Source organism: Pseudoalteromonas atlantica, from assembly GCF_043641955.1.
GTDB lineage: Bacteria > Pseudomonadota > Gammaproteobacteria > Enterobacterales > Alteromonadaceae > Pseudoalteromonas > Pseudoalteromonas atlantica_A.
In genome coordinates this window covers 50206-67400 of record NZ_JBHZRV010000006.1, presented here as the reverse complement: position 1 = coordinate 67400, position 17195 = coordinate 50206, and the positions used below count along the sequence as shown (strand labels likewise).

Here is a 17195-nt window from a genome sequence, read left to right as displayed (position 1 = left end):
CATTACCTAATTACGCAGTAAACATAAACAAAATGTGCTTGTTATTCAGTGTTACTAAGTGAAAACAAGGTTTGTGCCAGCTCACTTTTTACTTAGTTATAGTTAGTAAGGGATTCATCAAGGATCTATCTATACCAGCAAAGAAGTATTTCGCAGAAAGTGATACTTACAATCAATTGCTAAAACCAATTAATTTTGATTTCTTTATTTATTTTAAACTAGTATTGAATATCAACTCTTATGTTATGGATTGTTATGAATAATAACTGCCTCAAGGAAGTTCGCTCCGTAGCCGATGCTATTTATTTGGCTAAAAAAGAGAAAAGCTATAATTCAAGAAATTGGTGGTTTAGAGGCCAGCCAAATAGTTCATACAAACTGACGCCCAGCTTATTTCGTCCAGTAGATGGTAAATTCTATGATGAAAACAAGCTAATCGATCAGTTCTTAAGAGTACATCCTGAGGCACGTGATAAGCACCTTGATAAGCTAGAGTTACTTACCTATGCTCAACACTATGGCTTACCTACTCGCTTACTGGATTGGACTGAGAATATATTGGTTGCACTTTATTTTGCTTGTGTGGAAGAAGAGTCATCTGATGGTAAGCTTTTCTTCTTGCCTGATTATATTGAGGAACTATATGACAGTGATTATTACACTTATGGCTTTTTAAGAAAGTTAACTGAGCGCCTCATTAGCTTTAATGATCCAGACGATTTTCCTTTTTTCTTTCGTAGTGTTTTAGATGAGATGCCGCAACACTCAAAGGATGTATTAAAAAAAGAAGTATTTATAAATGAGTTGAACATAAAAGATACTCTATACTCAGCCACAAATGAAGTTAACTCTCTTCCTGATGTCGATATTCTTTTCAATGGTAGTAGTGATAAAGCAAAATATGCAGGCTTTATGTATAGCCCTAAGCACATAAATAAACGATTGATAGCCCAAAGGGGCTGTTTTACATGCCATATAGGTAAAGTTTTCTATGGTTCTCAATATATCAAAATCAACAATTGCTTTGATTCTTATGCAAGAGCTTTTATTATTCCAAGTAGTGATAAATCTAAAATACTAGATGAGCTTAGGTATTGCGGTATCTACGAAGCGACGCTGTTCCCTGAGTTAGAGTATCAAACTAAACATATTAAATCTTATGCTCTCTTCAAGAGTTAGAAATATTAATAGTCTAGATATAAAACTCAGGTTTTTGATTTTAATTTTTTGGTGATTGAATTGAAAGAACAAATTATTTTATTCCTGAAAGACAACCTAGAACTCATTGAAAGAGATTTCGGTGGAGGAAGTAACAAGAGCCTACCTGCTTTTGATTTGACACCACGTGACTTTGTCGCATTTGCAGAAAAAGATCTGGCCGTTGGTGAACTTAGTACTCATATGCTTGTAAATGTAACTTCTAATTTAAAAAGGGCTGTCGACTGCCAACTTGATTTTTTACTAAGCTTTTTAAATCTCGATAAGTTATATAGACATAAAAGGTTAGGGGTCGATAGAAAGCTAGGTTTTCTCAAAATGGCGGGAGTTTTTAATGCAAGATCAATGGAGAAATTGAACCGGTTTAGAAATCGACTGGAGCACCATTATGAATTACCAGCCTTTGAGGATGTTGATGTCTATTTTGATGTGGTAACTGCTTTCGTTTCAATTGGTGAGAGCTTAATTTCAATTTTAATGAGCAGCTCTGAAGTTAGCTATTATTATGAGCATGGAAAAAATGGAAAAGCGATCGAATCAGTAATCGATTACACGAATCCTAGTATTAAATTAGAGCTAGGCAATTCCGAAGATAAGTTAAGTTTTGAGGTTAATTTAAATAAGGAAAATAACCCTTCCGTTGAAGATATTGAAGATTTTGCTTTCATTTTGAAAACTCATATTTTACTCATACATTTATTTAATGGAGCAATTACTAATACAAGATTGATTAGTGATTTAGAGCCTTAGGAATATTATGGATTAACTTAATAATTATTTAAAAATAATAAAATTAGGATTGGAAATTTAATATTAATATGCCTATTTCTAGATAATAAACTATTTATATTTCTAAAAAACCTTGCAGCGTTAACTGCAAGGTTTTTACATATTTGCTCGAAGCTCGAAGCTCGAAGCTCGAAGCTCGAAGCTTACCTCATAGTAACAAACTCTTCTGAGCCTGTTGGGTGCAGGGCAACCGTTGAATCAAAGTCAGCTTTAGTAGCACCCATTTTCATGGCAACAGCAAAACCTTGGATCATTTCATCAACTGTAAAACCAATACCATGTAAGCCAACTACTTTTTCTTCAGGGCCTGCGCAAACTAGCATCATATTACATGCTTGGCGATGCTGAGTAACGGCAGTGTACATAGCGGCAAAGCTTGATTTATATACTTTTACGTTCTCTGCGCCGTATTGCGAAATAGCTTCTTGTTCAGTTACACCAATAGTGCCAATTGGCGGGTGGCTAAATACCACGGTAGGAACTAGGTTATAATCCATTTTCAAATCATCAGGGAGATCTTTGTTAAATAAACGCTCTGATAAAGTGCGGCCTGCTTTGATGGCAACTGGTGTGAGTTCTATACCGTTTTCGATAATATCACCCACCGCATAGACGTTTTCGGCTGTTGTGTTTTGGTATTCATCAACCTTTACATAGCCACTTTCGTTTACCTCAACACCCGCAGCGGCAAGATTAATTTTATCGGTTGTTGGCGTGCGGCCAATAGCCCAAATAACTTCGTCAACGTTTTGGCTGTAACCATTTTCAAAATGAATGGTTAAGCTGCCATCGCTTTCTTTGACTACTTCTTTTGGTGAGCACTCAGTGTGTAGCGTTGGACCTTCTTTTTCCATGATATCGACAAGCGTGTCGATAATATATGGGTCGAATGAACGCAGTGGTTTGTTTTTACGCACGAATAAATGAGTTTCTGTACCAAGGCTATGTAATACACCTGCAATCTCAACTGCTATGTAACCGGCGCCAACAACAGCAACGCGTTTAGGTTGCTCATTGAGCTCAAAAAAGCCATTTGAATCGATACCGTGCTCAGCACCTGGGATGTTAGGAATAGTCGGACGACCACCTACAGCAATCAAAATATGATCAGCTGTGTAAAGCTCGCCGTTTACTTCAACGGTTTTATTATCAACAAATTTAGCAAAGCCGTTGACGACTGTTACACCATTACTGGCTAAGTATTTATTATAACCTTGGTGAATACGGCCAATGTAGGCTTCGCGGCTTTCGACCAATTTAGCCCAGCTAAAACCTTTAAGCTCGACATCAAAGCCATAATCTGGGGCGTAGGTGTTAATAGCTTCGGCAATTTGTGCACCATGCCACATTACTTTTTTAGGCACGCAACCTACGTTTACACATGTGCCGCCCATGTGCTGTGCTTCAATTAGTGCTACTTTAGCGCCACGCATAGCTGCACGGTTAGCTGAGCCAATTCCGCCGCTTCCGCCGCCGATTGCAATGTAATCAAAATGCTGAGCCATTTTTTGTCCTCAAGTTTATATAAAACGTATTTAATCCGATAATAACACATGGAAGACCCGTTAAAAGCCCCTTGTATTTCAAGCGCTGTGCCCCAACTTAAAAATCATATTCGAAACGATTTGAGAGCTAACATGAGCGATTTACAAAATAACCCACTAATAGGCCTTGAAGGCTTGCCACCGTTTTCAAAAATTAAGCCTGAGCATGTTGTCCCAGCACTTAAAGCGGGTATTGATGAATGTCGTGCAAAGATAGATGAAGTGTTGGCGAATAAGTCGTTCACTTGGCAAGATCTCGTGTTACCGCTTGAAGAAGTTGACGATAAACTTTCACGTATGTTTTCGCCGGTTTCGCATATGAACTCAGTAGTGAACTCTGATGAACTACGTGAAGCATATGAGCAATGCTTACCTCTTATCTCAGAGTACTCAACGTTTGTTGGTCAACACCAAGGCTTGTACGACGCCTACAACGCACTGCGTAATAGTGAAGAATTTAACACCCTATCCACAGCGCAACAAAAATCAATTACCAATGCCCTGCGTGATTTTGAGTTGTCGGGTATTGCCCTTGAGCCTGCGCAGCAAAAGCGTTACGGCGAAATCAGCGCGCGTTTATCTGAGCTTGCGGCTAAGTTTGGTAATAACGTGATGGATGCAACCCTTGCGTGGCAAAAACACATTACTGACGAAAGTGAGCTTGCCGGTTTGCCTGAATCGGCCTTGGCTCTTGCGGCAGAGACAGCAAAAAGCAAAGACTTAGATGGTTGGTTATTTACTTTAGACTTCCCATCATACTTACCCGTAATGACGTATGCAGATAACCGCGAATTACGTGAAGAAACGTATACGGCATTTGTTACTCGCGCATCAGACAAAGGCCCAAATGCTGGAGAGTTTGATAATTCAGCAATTATGAGTGAAGAGCTAGCGCTACGTCACGAAATTGCGCAATTATTGGGTTTTGAAAGTTATGCCGAAAAATCATTGGCGACTAAAATGGCCGAAACACCAGAACAAGTCTTTTCATTTTTAGAAGATTTAGCTGCTAAGTCAAAGCCACAAGCGGAGCAAGAGTTGGCAGAGCTGCAAGCTTACGCTAAAGACAAGCATGGTATCGATGAACTCGCTGCATGGGACTATGGTTACTACGGTGAAAAGCTTAAACAAGAAAAGTACGCGATATCAGATGAGGTATTAAGACCTTACTTTCCAGCAGATAAAGTCCTGAGTGGCTTATTTGAAACCGTAAACCGCCTGTTTGGTATTACAGTAAAAGAAGTAGCTGATGTAGATACTTATCACAAAGATGTACGTTTTTTTGAGATTTACGATAGCAGCAATACCCTACGAGGTCGTTTTTATTTAGATTTATACGCACGCGATCACAAGCGTGGTGGCGCCTGGATGGACGATTGCATGGGCAGAAAGGTGCGTGCGAGTGGTGAGCTGCAAACACCCGTTGCTTATTTAGTGTGTAACTTTAATAAAGCGGTTGGCGATAAACCTGCATTGTTCACCCACAACGAAGTGACTACTTTATTTCATGAGTTTGGCCATGGTATCCACCATATGCTAACTCAAGTTGAAGCCGCGCCTGTTGCGGGTATTAACGGTGTTGCATGGGATGCTGTAGAGCTACCGAGTCAGTTTTTAGAAAATTGGTGTTATGAAGAAGAGGCACTTAACTTTATCTCAGGCCATTATGAAACGGGCGAACCACTACCTAAAGAGCTACTTGATAAACTATTAGCCGCTAAAAACTATAATTCGGGCATGCAAATGCTACGTCAAATTGAGTTTTCACTGTTCGACTTTAGAATCCACAATGATTATAAAGTGGGTGAAGAGTGCCAAATTCAAGCGCGTTTAGATCAAGTGCGAAACCATACATCGGTTGTTAAGCCGCCTGAGTTTAACCGATTCCAACATGGCTTTAGTCATATCTTTGCGGGTGGCTACAGCGCGGGCTATTACTCGTATAAGTGGGCTGAAGTGCTCTCGGCTGATGCCTTTTCACGCTTTGAAGAAGAAGGTATTTTTAATGCAGCAACAGGCCAAGCATTCCTAAATAACATTTTGGAAAAAGGCGGTAGCGAAGAGCCAATGGAATTATTTAAAGCGTTTCGTGGGCGCGAGCCTAATGTAGATGCACTTTTACGTCATAGTGGTATCGCCTCTTAAGCATAATTAAACACTAAAAGCGCCGAACTGGCGCTTTTTTTGTTTTAACGCAGAAAAAACAAATAAATTATCGCAAAATCAGTGCTCCGTACTATGCTTTTTAAGTGAGTGACAATAATGGAGCAAGGTATGTCAAAACTGGTTTTAGCAATTGATGATGATAAATACGTACACCGTGTTATAGAAGAGTCTTTAGCGGGGTTTTGTAAAATCATACATGCTAAAAACGGTGATGAAGGACTCAGACAAGCAAAAAAATATAATCCCGATATTATTTTACTTGATGTCGAAATGCCCGGAAAAACAGGTTACGAAGTTTGTAGAGAGCTCAAATCGCTTGAGCAAACAAAAGAAACACCAATTATGTTTTTATCTGGCCGAAGTGCACTCCCAGAACGCGTTAAAGGCTACAACTCGGGCGCTGCTGATTATATTGTTAAGCCGTTTAATGCAGAAGAGCTTATTGCGCGGATCCGAGTGTTGTATGAGTATCGGCAGCATTCTATAAAGTTAAAAAGTGATATTGAGCGCGCGCAAATAACCGCCGAAATTGCAATGACAGACTCTGGCGATATGGGTCGAATAATGCGCTATGTTGGGCAAACTTACCATGCACATGATATAGATACCTTATCAGGTTATTTTTTTGATTTTTTCAAACCCTTAAACTTAGATGTCGTTGCTGCATTTTGGTACGAAGAGCTTGGAGTATTTTATAGTGATAAAGGTGCTGTGTGCCCACTTGAGCAAGAGTTATTAGAAAAACACCGTTATGCAAATCGTTTTGTCGATTTTAGCAGTCGTACTATCGTTAACTACCCTAAAGTGTCTATTCTCATTAAAAATATGCCACTGGATGATGCCGCTTTATATGGCCGTTTTAAAGATTTATTCCCGCATATTTTAGAAGTAACAAACGCCAAAATACAAGATATGGAAGTCAATGAAAAAGCGCTCTCGCAAGCCCATACCATTGGCAATGCATTCAGTGAGCTTTCGTCACAGATGTACAAAAATAGTGATGCACGGGATGTTGAAACCGCAAAGCTTGCGACTCAATTAAAGCAAATGCGTGAAATGATAGAGCAGGACCCTTCGTTAAGCGATAATCAAGCACTGCTTACACAACTTGGGGAACTAGCACAAACTCAAGAGTCCTTCGCAGTACTAAACGAAGATCTAACTTATATTAAGTATCAACTGAATCATATTATTGAGTCTCGTAATGAGTTAATTTTAAGCCTGAGTAAAATAGCAGAGCCAGAGCACACAGAGGACATTACCTCACAAACAGATATTGAGCTATTTTAGTGCTATAGGCAGTGGCAATTGATATACTTCGCACGCTATTCACGGTCGGAGTTTATTTTGGTTATACAGTGTTCTTTTAAAGAAATGCGCACATATCTTAACGAGTTAGAGCAACGCTTTGGGCTGGATAGCTGGGCGGCTCAACAAACTGGATTTGCGCTGCGTTACGATGAAAAAGGGTTGAGCTTATATAAAACCGATGAACCAAAGCTTGGGGCGATATCCGTCGATTTTGTTACTGGAGCGGCGGCTCATCGACGTAAATTTGGGGGTGGTAAAGGGCAATCAATCGCAAAGGCGGTGGGCTTAAACAAAGGGGCAACCCCTGTTGTTTTAGATGCTACTGCAGGTTTAGGTCGAGATGGATTTGTTTTAGCCTCTTTGGGTTGTAAAGTGATTTTGCACGAACGCCATCCTGTTGTGGCTGCGTTACTCTATGATGGTTTGCAGCGAGCTTATGATGACATTGAAATAGGCCCTTGGATGCAGCAAAGCATGAGCTTGGTATTTGGTTCAAGCCATACTTTACTTGCACAATGTGAGAGCGTTCCAGATGTTGTTTATCTTGACCCTATGTTTCCTCACCGTGAGAAATCAGCGCTAGTAAAAAAAGAGATGCGCGTATTTCAAGATCTGGTTGGCGCCGATACCGATGCTGATAACTTATTAGATTTTGCTTACCCTCTAGCGAGTAAACGGGTTGTGGTAAAACGCCCTGATTATGCGCCATTTCTAAATGACAAAGCACCCAGTATGCAAATCAAAACCAAGAAGAATCGCTTTGATGTTTATGTTAAAGCGGCCATGGTCTAATCGTTTTATAGGATTAATGTAGCTTATTCATTCATGTCACTGACACCATACTTTGACATAGATTGAGCGGTGAAAATAAGTCACTGTAACGAGACACTACACTGAGAGAATCATACTTTCTGCGCTTTTCTGTACTGACTTGGCGTTAAGTCATTAAATTTTTTGAACGCTTTGTAAAAAGAAGAGCGCGAGTTAAACCCGGTCGCCATCGCGATATCAAGTACCGATTGATTGGTATTTGTAAGCATGTGGTTGGCACTCTCTATTCTTGCATCATTGATAAAATCAAAAAATGTTGTACCCAAATGCTGTGATAATGTTTGTGATATATATTGCGAGGGCTCTTTTGCTATTGCAGAGAGTTTTGCCAGCGTTAACTCAGGATCAAGGTGTGCCTTATCATCATTTATAGCACGGGTTAGTTTTTCTGAAATCACTGATAAGTCATGGTTAGTTAATGCTGAGCGTTCGTATGCTTTTGTTGGTTGTTGTTGGCTTTTAACGTCTGTTGGTGGTGGGTTGTCTTCAAAGCCTGGGCGTTGTTGTAACCCATTGGCACACATTACCCAGACAATGGTGACAAGCATTACCAATGCGCCGTTCTCAGACACGCCGATAAACTGTAACCGATTATCAAGCAGCAATACTGCTAGCGCATATACCCAGGAAAAGGCGATAAGTAAGGAAACACCACTAAACCAGCTTAGGCTCTTCCCTTGATCATTTGAAAATACATTCTTCAACTTATTTCTGTATTTGACCGTTCGCTTTAGCATCATGACAACGTAGCACCAGCTGAGCACGCACCAAAATATCACCGTGGCAAAAAATGCACCGGAAAGTAGATGAATATAAGTGTCGTCATGGCTCTGCTCTGAGAAAAACATGGCGTTAAAGGATGGTTTTGGTAAAAGGAAAAGAGCCCCCCCCAGAGCGCCTGCGAATAGCAGCGGGAAAAGATGCTTCCACATAGCTGGCGTCCACTGCCATTGATGCTCTGCTATCAATGCTTCGTGATAAAACCACAGACTGGGCAATAATAAGAAGAACAACAAAGGCAACATACTGATGTACAGCTGAGTAAGCCAAGGCAAAAAAGCAAAAATAATAGGGCCAGTAGAAAGCAGCCCTAAACATAACAGTATAAGGATCAACGGTTTTTTTGATGGTGAAGGCGTTTGCATCGGCATTAATATCAGCGTAAAACTTGCGACCGCCATTGCCATTGTTGATAAGAAAATTTCAGTCATTCAATCAATTCCTATTTTTTATTGCTCAACGTCGCCGTATTTTGTCTTCGCCACATGTGCGAATACCCAACTCACTTCATCACTAATTGTTGTAATGCATTCGGACAGTATTATAAGCGCGTTAGCAGCAAAAAATGTCCGAGTTATGTAGGAAAGACGATTGAAGACACTTTACTCGTTAGTATGGACGCATTAATTACACAGTTTAATATTAAGGAACCGTTTATCATGAATCACAACATAAGTGATCAAAAGACCTCGAACCATATACACATGCGGTGGGGCGCGAGCGCTTTTTTTGCCATGCCGATGTGCTACATCGTTATGTTTTTAATTTATGGCGTTGCGCTTTCAATTCCTCAAACTGCGTCTGTAAGTGATAAAATTGCGTATATTGAATCACAACAACCCTTACTTAGTCTCGCGAATATTTTTGGTTATCTCGTATTCGGAGGTTTCTTATTTATTGCAGTACAGGCAACGCATGCACGTCTCAACGTATTATCATCTCATCTTCTAAACGCCGCAAGCGCATTTGGCTTTATTTGGGTCGTGTTTATGTTCGGCTCAGGTATGGTTGCACTCGTTGGTATGAACACGATGGTTTCGTTGTTTGCTAAAGGGAGCTCACATGCGGATACCTTGTTTTATATTTATACCACAGTGGTTAATGGTTTAGGCGGGGGAATTGAGTTGGTCGGTGGTATATGGGTATTGCTTATTAGTATTCATGGCCTAAAAGCAGCACAATTAGCAAAAGGGTTACATTTATTAGGGCTTGTTGTTGGTGCTTTCGGTGTGCTCACGCTGTTTCAGTCAGTGCCAGAGTTGAAAGATGCATTCGGCTTAAGCCAGATTGTATGGTTTGTCTGGATGGGGTGTGCCTTACTAAAAAGCAGTACTGAGAGAACGCAGTGAAGCGATTCTCAGGTTAAAGTGTGCTACCGACTGTTGCGTTGCAGCAACAGTACAGCAAAAGTAACCTTTATATTATGGAAAGACTATAAAAATGGCTGCTCTAATACTCTGTAAATACTTAAACTCACTAACGATAGCTATTTACCAACGACAGCCTTAAGTTGGTAAGTCCAAACACATACATGTACAAACGCGATGCCAGAGTATAGTTTCATTTTATGTCGCTGTGTGACTTTACATTGTTCGTAAGCTATTTTTAATTGCATACTATGTCTATCATGCTTTTAGTTTAGCTATTTTTGTCATGTGAGAATTTCATGTTAGGTTTTCATTAAACTGTCATAAATAATTAATAATCTACGTGCGTGATTAACCCAAAGGGGAAACTTATGCGCGTATCTTCATTTACCCGCCTCTTAGCCGTGTTACTTGCCTCTGCAAGTATACTTTTATCGGCTACATTATTTTGGGCTAGCCAAACCCTGATAAAGCTTGAACAACAAGATCAATCTTATAGCCAATTAAAGAATAAAATTCTGCTCGATCTGGAAGGGGTAATTGAAGATTATCTAGCTAAAGGCGATAGTTTGTACCTTACAAAAGCGTCTGAGCTGATCAGTGAGGTACAGAATAATGATCTTAACGTATTACCCAGTCACTTAGAGAAACAGCTAGCAGCTTTGCTTACTCAGCTTGACCAAGATATTAATGGTAAATACCGGGCATTAGGTAAACTATCGGGCAATGAGACGGCTCTTTTAGATAACGCTTTGCGCCAAATGGCAGGTTCTGCTTCTTCATTGATTAATTATGCCAATAAAGCAAATCAAGCGGGGACTCATAGTGAGGAATATTATGTGCTTGCTAGTGACTACTATAGCGAAGTTGCATCGCTTTCATTATTTACTTATCAATTAATTATTAGCTTTGATCAAGACACTAAAGATAGCTTGCTCCAAAGCGTGGATAATTTAAATCGTATCGCAAAGCAGATTAATAACCTAGATAACTTGGGTGTGATGAGTGAGGTTGATGAAGATGAACTGTTTTTTGGTGTTGAAGCTGAAGATTTAGCAGAGGAAATAAAAGCAGAAATAAGCAGCTGGCCTAACAGATACCCACGAGATTTATCAAGTACTTTAGAGCAAACTGAGCAGCGCCAAGCCGGCATTGAGTCATTACGTGAACAAACAGCTTTGCTTTCAGAGACGGTTATTAACGCTGAGAAACAATTAAAAGTTGAACAGGCGACATTGAAAAAGCATATATTTTTGGTTTGTTCAATTGCTATAAGCATGCTGGTGATTTTAGCAATCGGCGTTTATATAGTTCAGCGCAAACAGATTCTTGCGCCATTAAGACAGTTGCGTGATGGTTTTGCATTTTTAATTGAGTCAAACGAGCTTAAAAATATTGAGAGTAAAAACTCAGAAACTGAAGTGGGTGAGATCGCGACTTACTTTAACCAATTAATAGAGCGCCAGCGACTAGAAGCACAAGAGCGAGCGCAAATGCTCAAGGTCATTAATGACTTTATGCAGGACATGAGTGATAACCTAAATACGATTAGCCAACAAACACATGGTAGCCATCAACAAGTAGAGCAAAATCAAGCATTGCTGCATGATATACAGCAAATTGGTGAGCAAGTTAACGACATTAATAGTCAAGTTGCTGATAACGCCAAGCAAACCTTTTCAGCGATGGAGCAAAGCTTGGGGTTTGCACAAAGTATGTTAGGCGCGAGCTCAAATACGCAAACTCGTGTTGAAGGCGGTCTTAAGAGCTTACAAGAGTTACTTAGTGGTGTGCAGGATGTTGGCCAAGTGATAGAAGTGATACGTACAATTGCAGAGCAGACTAACCTACTGGCTTTGAATGCGGCGATTGAGTCTGCGCGAGCTGGTGAACATGGACGAGGTTTTGCGGTTGTGGCAGACGAGGTGCGTAAACTTGCGCGCCAAACTCAGGGATCATTAAGTGATATAAACGAACAGCTTAATTTACTGAGCGAAAACTCCAGTATGGTGTCTACTCAAATTTCAGCATTAGCGGATGATGCCCAATCACAAACTAATAACGCACAAGAGCTTAAGCGCAACTCTGAGGGTGTGGCTAATAATGCTCAAGATGCCAACAAGGTTGCATTTGAGGCAATGGAGCTTGCAAAGCAGCAAAATAGGTTACTCGAAAACTTTAGTCAGTCAATGCAAGACATGAAGGGGCAGGTGAGTGAATCAAGTCATTTGGTTGAGGAAATACATGACCGATTACAGCAACAAATGAAAAATATTAAAGATAATTTAGGTTTGTAATTAAGAATCAAAATAGGCTTAAACGCAGTGTTTAAGCCTATTAGTGATAAGTAATATAAACGCGCAAGGCGCTGATTACATCATGCTATCTTTTAGGTATTGAAATAACTCTTTATAGCCACGTGCTGGCTTTTCCGCTTTCACTTCTTTCGCTGCATTGCGCACTAGCTGGCGCATTTTTTGGCGTTCAAGTGATGGGTATTCTGCAATTGTTTGATTGATTAAATCATCACCTTGCTCGATCAAATCGCTGCGTAATTGCTCGATTTTTTTGATCATGACTTCCGCTTGGTTATTTTTGTTCAGCATAATGTCGATAATTGCTTTTATTTCATCGATGTTTTCAACTGTACGTAACGTTTTTGCGATGTAATTTAAGTGGCGACGATACGCATCGCTTTTGTTACTAATTTTATCTGCAACTACCATCGCTGCTTTTAAATCGTCATTAAGAGGCAAGCGCTCGCGCTGTTTTTTCCCCATTTTGGCAATATCAGAGCCTAGTTGATGAAACTCTTGCGCATCTCGCTTAAGCTCACTTTTGGATACGTAAATAATTTCTTCTTCAATTTCAGCAGGGTTGCCTTTTTTCTTCGCCATGAGGTGCTCATATAATGTCGTTAACTAACCTCATTATACGCGATTCTTTTAATGATTAATATTAGCTGATGCAATGCACTGGGTGTGTTAGCATTTAACTATATTGTAAGTGATACACGCTCAGGACCAATAACATGAAAAGCCAACAGCAAGATCCTATTTATACACAAATTTCTCAAGTAAAAGATGCCGTAGCAGAAGTGTTAGAACACGCAAAAAAACTCGGTGCTACCGGTGCTGAAGCGGCCATGTCGAGTACGTCAGGTTTATCTGTAAGTACGCGTATGGGTGAAGTTGAAACGATCGAATTTAACCAAGATGGCGGTTTAGGTATTAGTGTGTACGTGGGTAATCATAAAGGATCTGCTTCAACGGCTGATTTAAACCCTAAAACGTTACGGACTGTTGTTGAAAAAGCCATAGATATTGCAAAGTTTACGTCAGATGATCCACACAATGGTGTGGCAGATAAAGCGCTATTAGAGTTTGCACCGTTAGATCTTGATTTATACCACCCTTGGGATGTTAGCCCGGAGCAGGGTATTGAGCTTTGCCATAGTGCGGAGCAAGCTGCACTCAATGCCGATGAGCGCATTGTTAATTCAGACGGTGCAAGTTTTTCATCTCACCAAGGTTTGCGAGTTTATGGCAATAGCCATGGCTTAATAGCAGGCTACCCACGCACGCGCCACAGCATAAGCACCATGGTTATTGGTAAAGATGGTGAGCAAATGCAACGCGATTCAGCTTATACAGTTTCTCGTGAGCAAAGTGGCTTAAAAGATGCCGCAGCCGTAGGACTTGAAGCTGCAACTGAAACTTTAGCAAAATTAAACAGCCAAAAGCTGGGTACCATGAAGGTGCCTGTGATTTTCAGAGCTGATATTGCTAATTCTTTATTTGGTCACTTGGTGTCAGCCATTGGTGGTGGTGCTTTATACCGCAAATCAAGCTTTTTGATGGATAGTCTTGGTACTAAAGTATTTAGCGATTGCGTTAATATTGCAGAGCGCCCACATCTGTTAAAAGGCTTAGCATCAACTCCGTTTGATAGCGAAGGGGTCAAAACCATTGACCGTGAAATTATTCAGGGTGGTGAATTACAAACTTATTTATTAGCCAGCTATGCAGCCCGTAAGATGAACATGACACCGACAGGTCATGCTGGTGGTATTCATAATTGGCTTGTTGAGCAAACTCACCAAGACTTAGCACAGTTATTAAAAACTATGGGCACAGGTTTATTAGTGACAGAACTAATGGGGCAAGGTGTTAATACTGTAACAGGTGATTACTCTCGCGGCGCAGCTGGTTTTTGGGTAGAAAATGGTGAAATACAGTACCCTGTGAGTGAAATAACCATTGCTGGTAAGTTACAAGATATGTTTAAAGCAATTGTAGGTCTAGGTGGTGATATAGAACGCCGTGGCGGGATTCAAACAGGTTCAGTACTGATTGAAGAAATGCAAATCGCGGGAAGCTGATTGAAGCTTATAAGTGATTAATTCACAAAGAGATTAAAAGGCGCTGCACTTAAGAGGGAAAAGGTATTAGGTAAGTGACAATGATCAAGGTGCAATTAGCCTGTGCCTTTTTCTTCTCATTTACCCTAATTGTCTTCTCTTTGTGCAAAATATTTTAGTTATTTATCCTAGGTGTTAGGGAAGTGACTAGATACTAGAGCCCTAAAACCTAGTGCCTCTATTCTAATACCTTTTACTTATAAAGTTTATTGTAAAAAACACTTTACCTCAACTTAGCTTTAGGTTTTAAGCTGGCTTTAACTACTTAAATAAAGGAGCTATATTATGTATTTAGAGCATGTGAATTTAGTTGTTGATGACGTTGAGGCAATGCTGCACTTTTACAAAGCGGCGTTTCCGCATTGGTATATTAGAAGTAAAGGGCAAGGCACTTGGCATGGTAAGCCACGACAATGGTTACACTTTGGTGATGATTATCATTATTTAGCCCTAAGTGATAATGGTGAAAATAAGAACCGAGATTTAACTGGCCATCAAGTAGGGCTGGCGCATTTTGCATATGTTACTAATAATATTGCTGCGGTAATTATGCGCTTAGAGCAAGCAGGTTATAGCATAGATAAGCCTGGTGCAGAAAACCCATATCGTAAAAACGTGTACTTTATTGATCCTGCCGGGTTTGAGGTGGAGTTTGTTGAGTATCTTAGTGATATACCAGCACAACGCAATAACGATCAATAAGTCAAGAGTAGGTGTCGGGTTTAACTAACACCTACTTTGAGCGCCTAGTGGCTTAATACTTATTCATATCATTCCAGCTTGCTTTTAAGCTATTGGCAAAGGATACGAACTTTTCTTTAATAGTGCGTTTAACTTTTATTTCTACCGAACCAAGAATGACTTTACCTTCAATGGTTATTGTTGGGCCATGTAGTTTGTTAAGCGATACCGATTTATTTTCTACGCTGCCGACAACACTAAACATTTTTGATACTACGTTGACGTGTTCTGGCACATAAATCTCATCACTGCCTAGCAAACAGTTAACATGCAGCGTGATATGTTGGTGTTGAAATATAGCATCCGTGAAGTCTAGTTCTATCGACCCTAACAGGTTGGTTAAGTGAATCTCTTTTGGTACAACCCACTGACCACTACGTTCATTTGAACCCATAATGCTCTTCAGGTGCAGTGTGTCACTTTGACTTTGGTTACTATAGTTTGGCGTAAACTGTGCGCGTTTTTCACTTTGATACTGGGTATCTGTTGTTAACTCAAGGTCGCTTACTAATTCCATTAATACAGCGTTATCTGTTGCTTCCATTGCTTGATCTAAACGACGTTCAAAGGCTTCTGCAGAGATAACTCCGTGGCTGTAGTTATAGATTAATTGGTCGATAACTTGTTCACGTACTTGATCAATAGGGCGATCTTCAACTTTAACTGGCATGGTAGTTCCCTTTTTACACGTTCATTTAGGTAGTTAACTATATTAAGCAAAGCTTAGGCCAAAATATAATATCAATAAAATCAGTGTTTTAATTTTATTTAAGTGTTTTGTGTTTAGTAATATTAACGACAGATTAATGAAAATTGCGACTAAATAGCGAAATCTACACAGGTCAGAACAAATTACCGAGCTGCATGTAATTTATTACCATGTATTAAACCAAGGTAAAATACATTTCCATTTAAGTTTTTGATTTTTATAGTTAAAAAAGTTGGCTTGATGTTCGCATTAACTAAAGTGTCTTTAATCAAAAGGAGAAAGATTATGAAAACATTTAACAAATCTATGATCGCCGCTTTAGTTCTTGGTACTACAGCAATGGGTGCGCAAGCAAGCAGCTGGGAAAATGAAAGTAAAGATGCTTGGATTGATGGTAAGGCAGAAACGGTTTTATTAATGAATACAAACCTTAACAACTTTGACATCAACACAGACGTAAAAAATGGCAAGGTTATTTTAACAGGTAAAGTAGACAGCGACCTAGATAAGGAGCTTGCTGAAGAGCTTGTGTTAAGCCTTGACGGTGTTAACGATGTCGACAACGAATTAACTGTTGTAAAAAATCCAGACATGCATAGAAAAGACATGAAGTCTGATATGAATGACACAGAAAGTGATTTAACAGATGCTAAGATCAGCACTGTAATTACAACGCGTTATTTATTTAGCTCAGAAGTAGGTGGTACTGATATTGACGTTGATACAGATAATGGCGTTGTAACCTTGAAAGGTACTGTTGAATCTGAAGCTGAAAAGCAACTTGCAATCAACATTGCTAAGAATGCTGAAGACGTACATAACGTAGTTGATGAGCTGACAATTATCACTGAATAATTTTTAGCAAGTGAATGCCCAGCTCCGCTGGGCTTTCTAATACAATCTTCAAGGAGTGAGAATAATGGACATAATTCGTATTATTTTATCGGTGCTGATACCACCACTTGGTGTATTTCTTCAAGTTGGATTAGGTGCGCATTTTTGGATTAATATTTTGTTAACATTACTAGGTTATATTCCTGGCTTAATTCATGCGATATACATCATCGCAAGACGCTAAATAAAACGTTGGTCAATTTGCTCTATCAAGGAGGGATTATGAAACAAGAACAAGGAACGGCTCAAGCGGATAATGTAAATAGCCCTAGAATGTTATGGTCATTAAAGCAATGGAAGCAGTTAATGAATAGTTCGCAAGAATGAATTTATTCAATATGGACGTGAGCAAGGATTGAAGTTGTCACGATGGATGTGAGCAAGGATTGAAGTTGTCACGATGGACGTGAGCAAGGATTGATATT

The 17195-nt window shown here is 39.7% G+C and carries 15 protein-coding genes; 11 read left to right on the top strand and 4 right to left on the bottom strand.

Translation table 11 applies throughout. From position 1 onward, the window contains the following. Positions 1 to 255 precede the first annotated feature (255 nt). Both ACHUE3_RS12955 and ACHUE3_RS12950 read left to right on the top strand, forming a co-directional pair. Positions 256 to 1179 (top strand): FRG domain-containing protein, encoded by a 924-nt coding sequence (locus ACHUE3_RS12955; protein WP_394192825.1) that lies wholly within the window; start codon positions 256 to 258, stop codon positions 1177 to 1179. Between the two features lie 60 nt (positions 1180 to 1239). Then, positions 1240 to 1968 (top strand): hypothetical protein, encoded by a 729-nt coding sequence (locus ACHUE3_RS12950; RefSeq protein WP_394192824.1) that lies wholly within the window; start codon positions 1240 to 1242, stop codon positions 1966 to 1968. Positions 1969 to 2150: 182 nt separating this feature from the next. Here ACHUE3_RS12950 and gorA read toward each other — a convergent pair whose 3' ends face one another. Further along, a complete protein-coding gene (gene gorA, locus ACHUE3_RS12945; protein ID WP_394192823.1) occupies positions 2151 to 3512 on the bottom strand; it encodes a glutathione-disulfide reductase in 1362 nt (453 codons plus the stop codon). A 132-nt stretch (positions 3513 to 3644) separates the two neighbouring features. Here gorA and prlC point away from each other — a divergent pair, with 132 nt between their 5' ends. The 3 genes from prlC to ACHUE3_RS12930 all read left to right on the top strand — a co-directional run bounded on the left by prlC (position 3645) and on the right by ACHUE3_RS12930 (position 7820). Continuing rightward, a complete protein-coding gene (gene prlC / locus ACHUE3_RS12940) occupies positions 3645 to 5696 on the top strand; it encodes an oligopeptidase A (RefSeq protein ID WP_394192822.1) in 2052 nt (683 codons plus the stop codon). A 129-nt stretch (positions 5697 to 5825) separates the two neighbouring features. Then, entirely contained in the window at positions 5826 to 7007 is a 1182-nt protein-coding gene (locus ACHUE3_RS12935) for a response regulator transcription factor (protein ID WP_394192821.1), read from the top strand. A 57-nt stretch (positions 7008 to 7064) separates the two neighbouring features. Next, positions 7065 to 7820, top strand: coding sequence for a class I SAM-dependent methyltransferase (locus tag ACHUE3_RS12930; protein ID WP_394192820.1), 756 nt, complete (start codon positions 7065 to 7067; stop codon positions 7818 to 7820). Positions 7821 to 7930: 110 nt separating this feature from the next. Here the strand turns inward: ACHUE3_RS12930 and ACHUE3_RS12925 are convergent, their stop codons facing one another. Beyond that, positions 7931 to 9070: a helix-turn-helix domain-containing protein gene (locus ACHUE3_RS12925; protein ID WP_394192819.1), complete on the bottom strand. Its 1140-nt coding sequence runs from the start codon at positions 9068 to 9070 to the stop codon at positions 7931 to 7933. A gap of 228 nt (positions 9071 to 9298) precedes the next feature. Between ACHUE3_RS12925 and ACHUE3_RS12920 the strand changes: the two genes are divergently transcribed. Together ACHUE3_RS12920 and ACHUE3_RS12915 are read left to right on the top strand one after the other, a co-directional pair. Continuing rightward, positions 9299 to 9988 carry a hypothetical protein gene (locus ACHUE3_RS12920; protein WP_394192818.1) on the top strand — a complete coding sequence of 230 codons (690 nt, stop codon included), beginning with the start codon at positions 9299 to 9301 and terminating at the stop codon, positions 9986 to 9988. 389 nt (positions 9989 to 10377) lie between these two features. Continuing rightward, the gene (locus tag ACHUE3_RS12915) at positions 10378 to 12303 is read left to right on the top strand and encodes a methyl-accepting chemotaxis protein (RefSeq protein ID WP_394192817.1); all 1926 of its coding nucleotides are present in this window, start codon (positions 10378 to 10380) and stop codon (positions 12301 to 12303) included. A gap of 75 nt (positions 12304 to 12378) precedes the next feature. On the opposite strand, the gene yjgA is transcribed toward ACHUE3_RS12915, so the two are convergent. Further along, the gene (gene yjgA / locus ACHUE3_RS12910; RefSeq protein WP_394192816.1) at positions 12379 to 12903 is read right to left on the bottom strand and encodes a ribosome biogenesis factor YjgA; all 525 of its coding nucleotides are present in this window, start codon (positions 12901 to 12903) and stop codon (positions 12379 to 12381) included. Between the two features lie 134 nt (positions 12904 to 13037). Here yjgA and pmbA point away from each other — a divergent pair, with 134 nt between their 5' ends. After that, complete coding sequence (pmbA, locus tag ACHUE3_RS12905; protein WP_394192815.1) at positions 13038 to 14387, top strand: metalloprotease PmbA; 1350 nt, start codon at positions 13038 to 13040, stop codon at positions 14385 to 14387. Positions 14388 to 14711: 324 nt separating this feature from the next. Next, positions 14712 to 15128 (top strand): VOC family protein, encoded by a 417-nt coding sequence (locus tag ACHUE3_RS12900; protein WP_394192814.1) that lies wholly within the window; start codon positions 14712 to 14714, stop codon positions 15126 to 15128. 52 nt (positions 15129 to 15180) lie between these two features. Here the strand turns inward: ACHUE3_RS12900 and ACHUE3_RS12895 are convergent, their stop codons facing one another. Continuing rightward, positions 15181 to 15837, bottom strand: a complete 657-nt coding sequence (locus tag ACHUE3_RS12895; RefSeq protein ID WP_394192813.1) for a DUF1707 SHOCT-like domain-containing protein — start codon at positions 15835 to 15837, stop codon at positions 15181 to 15183. Positions 15838 to 16161: 324 nt separating this feature from the next. On the opposite strand from ACHUE3_RS12895, the gene ACHUE3_RS12890 reads away from it, so the two are divergent. Both ACHUE3_RS12890 and ACHUE3_RS12885 read left to right on the top strand, forming a co-directional pair. Then, a complete protein-coding gene (locus ACHUE3_RS12890; RefSeq protein ID WP_394192812.1) occupies positions 16162 to 16731 on the top strand; it encodes a BON domain-containing protein in 570 nt (189 codons plus the stop codon). A gap of 64 nt (positions 16732 to 16795) precedes the next feature. Then, on the top strand, positions 16796 to 16954 hold the full coding sequence (locus ACHUE3_RS12885; RefSeq protein WP_099295317.1) for a YqaE/Pmp3 family membrane protein: 159 nt from the start codon (positions 16796 to 16798) through the stop codon (positions 16952 to 16954). Positions 16955 to 17195: the final 241 nt, after the last annotated feature.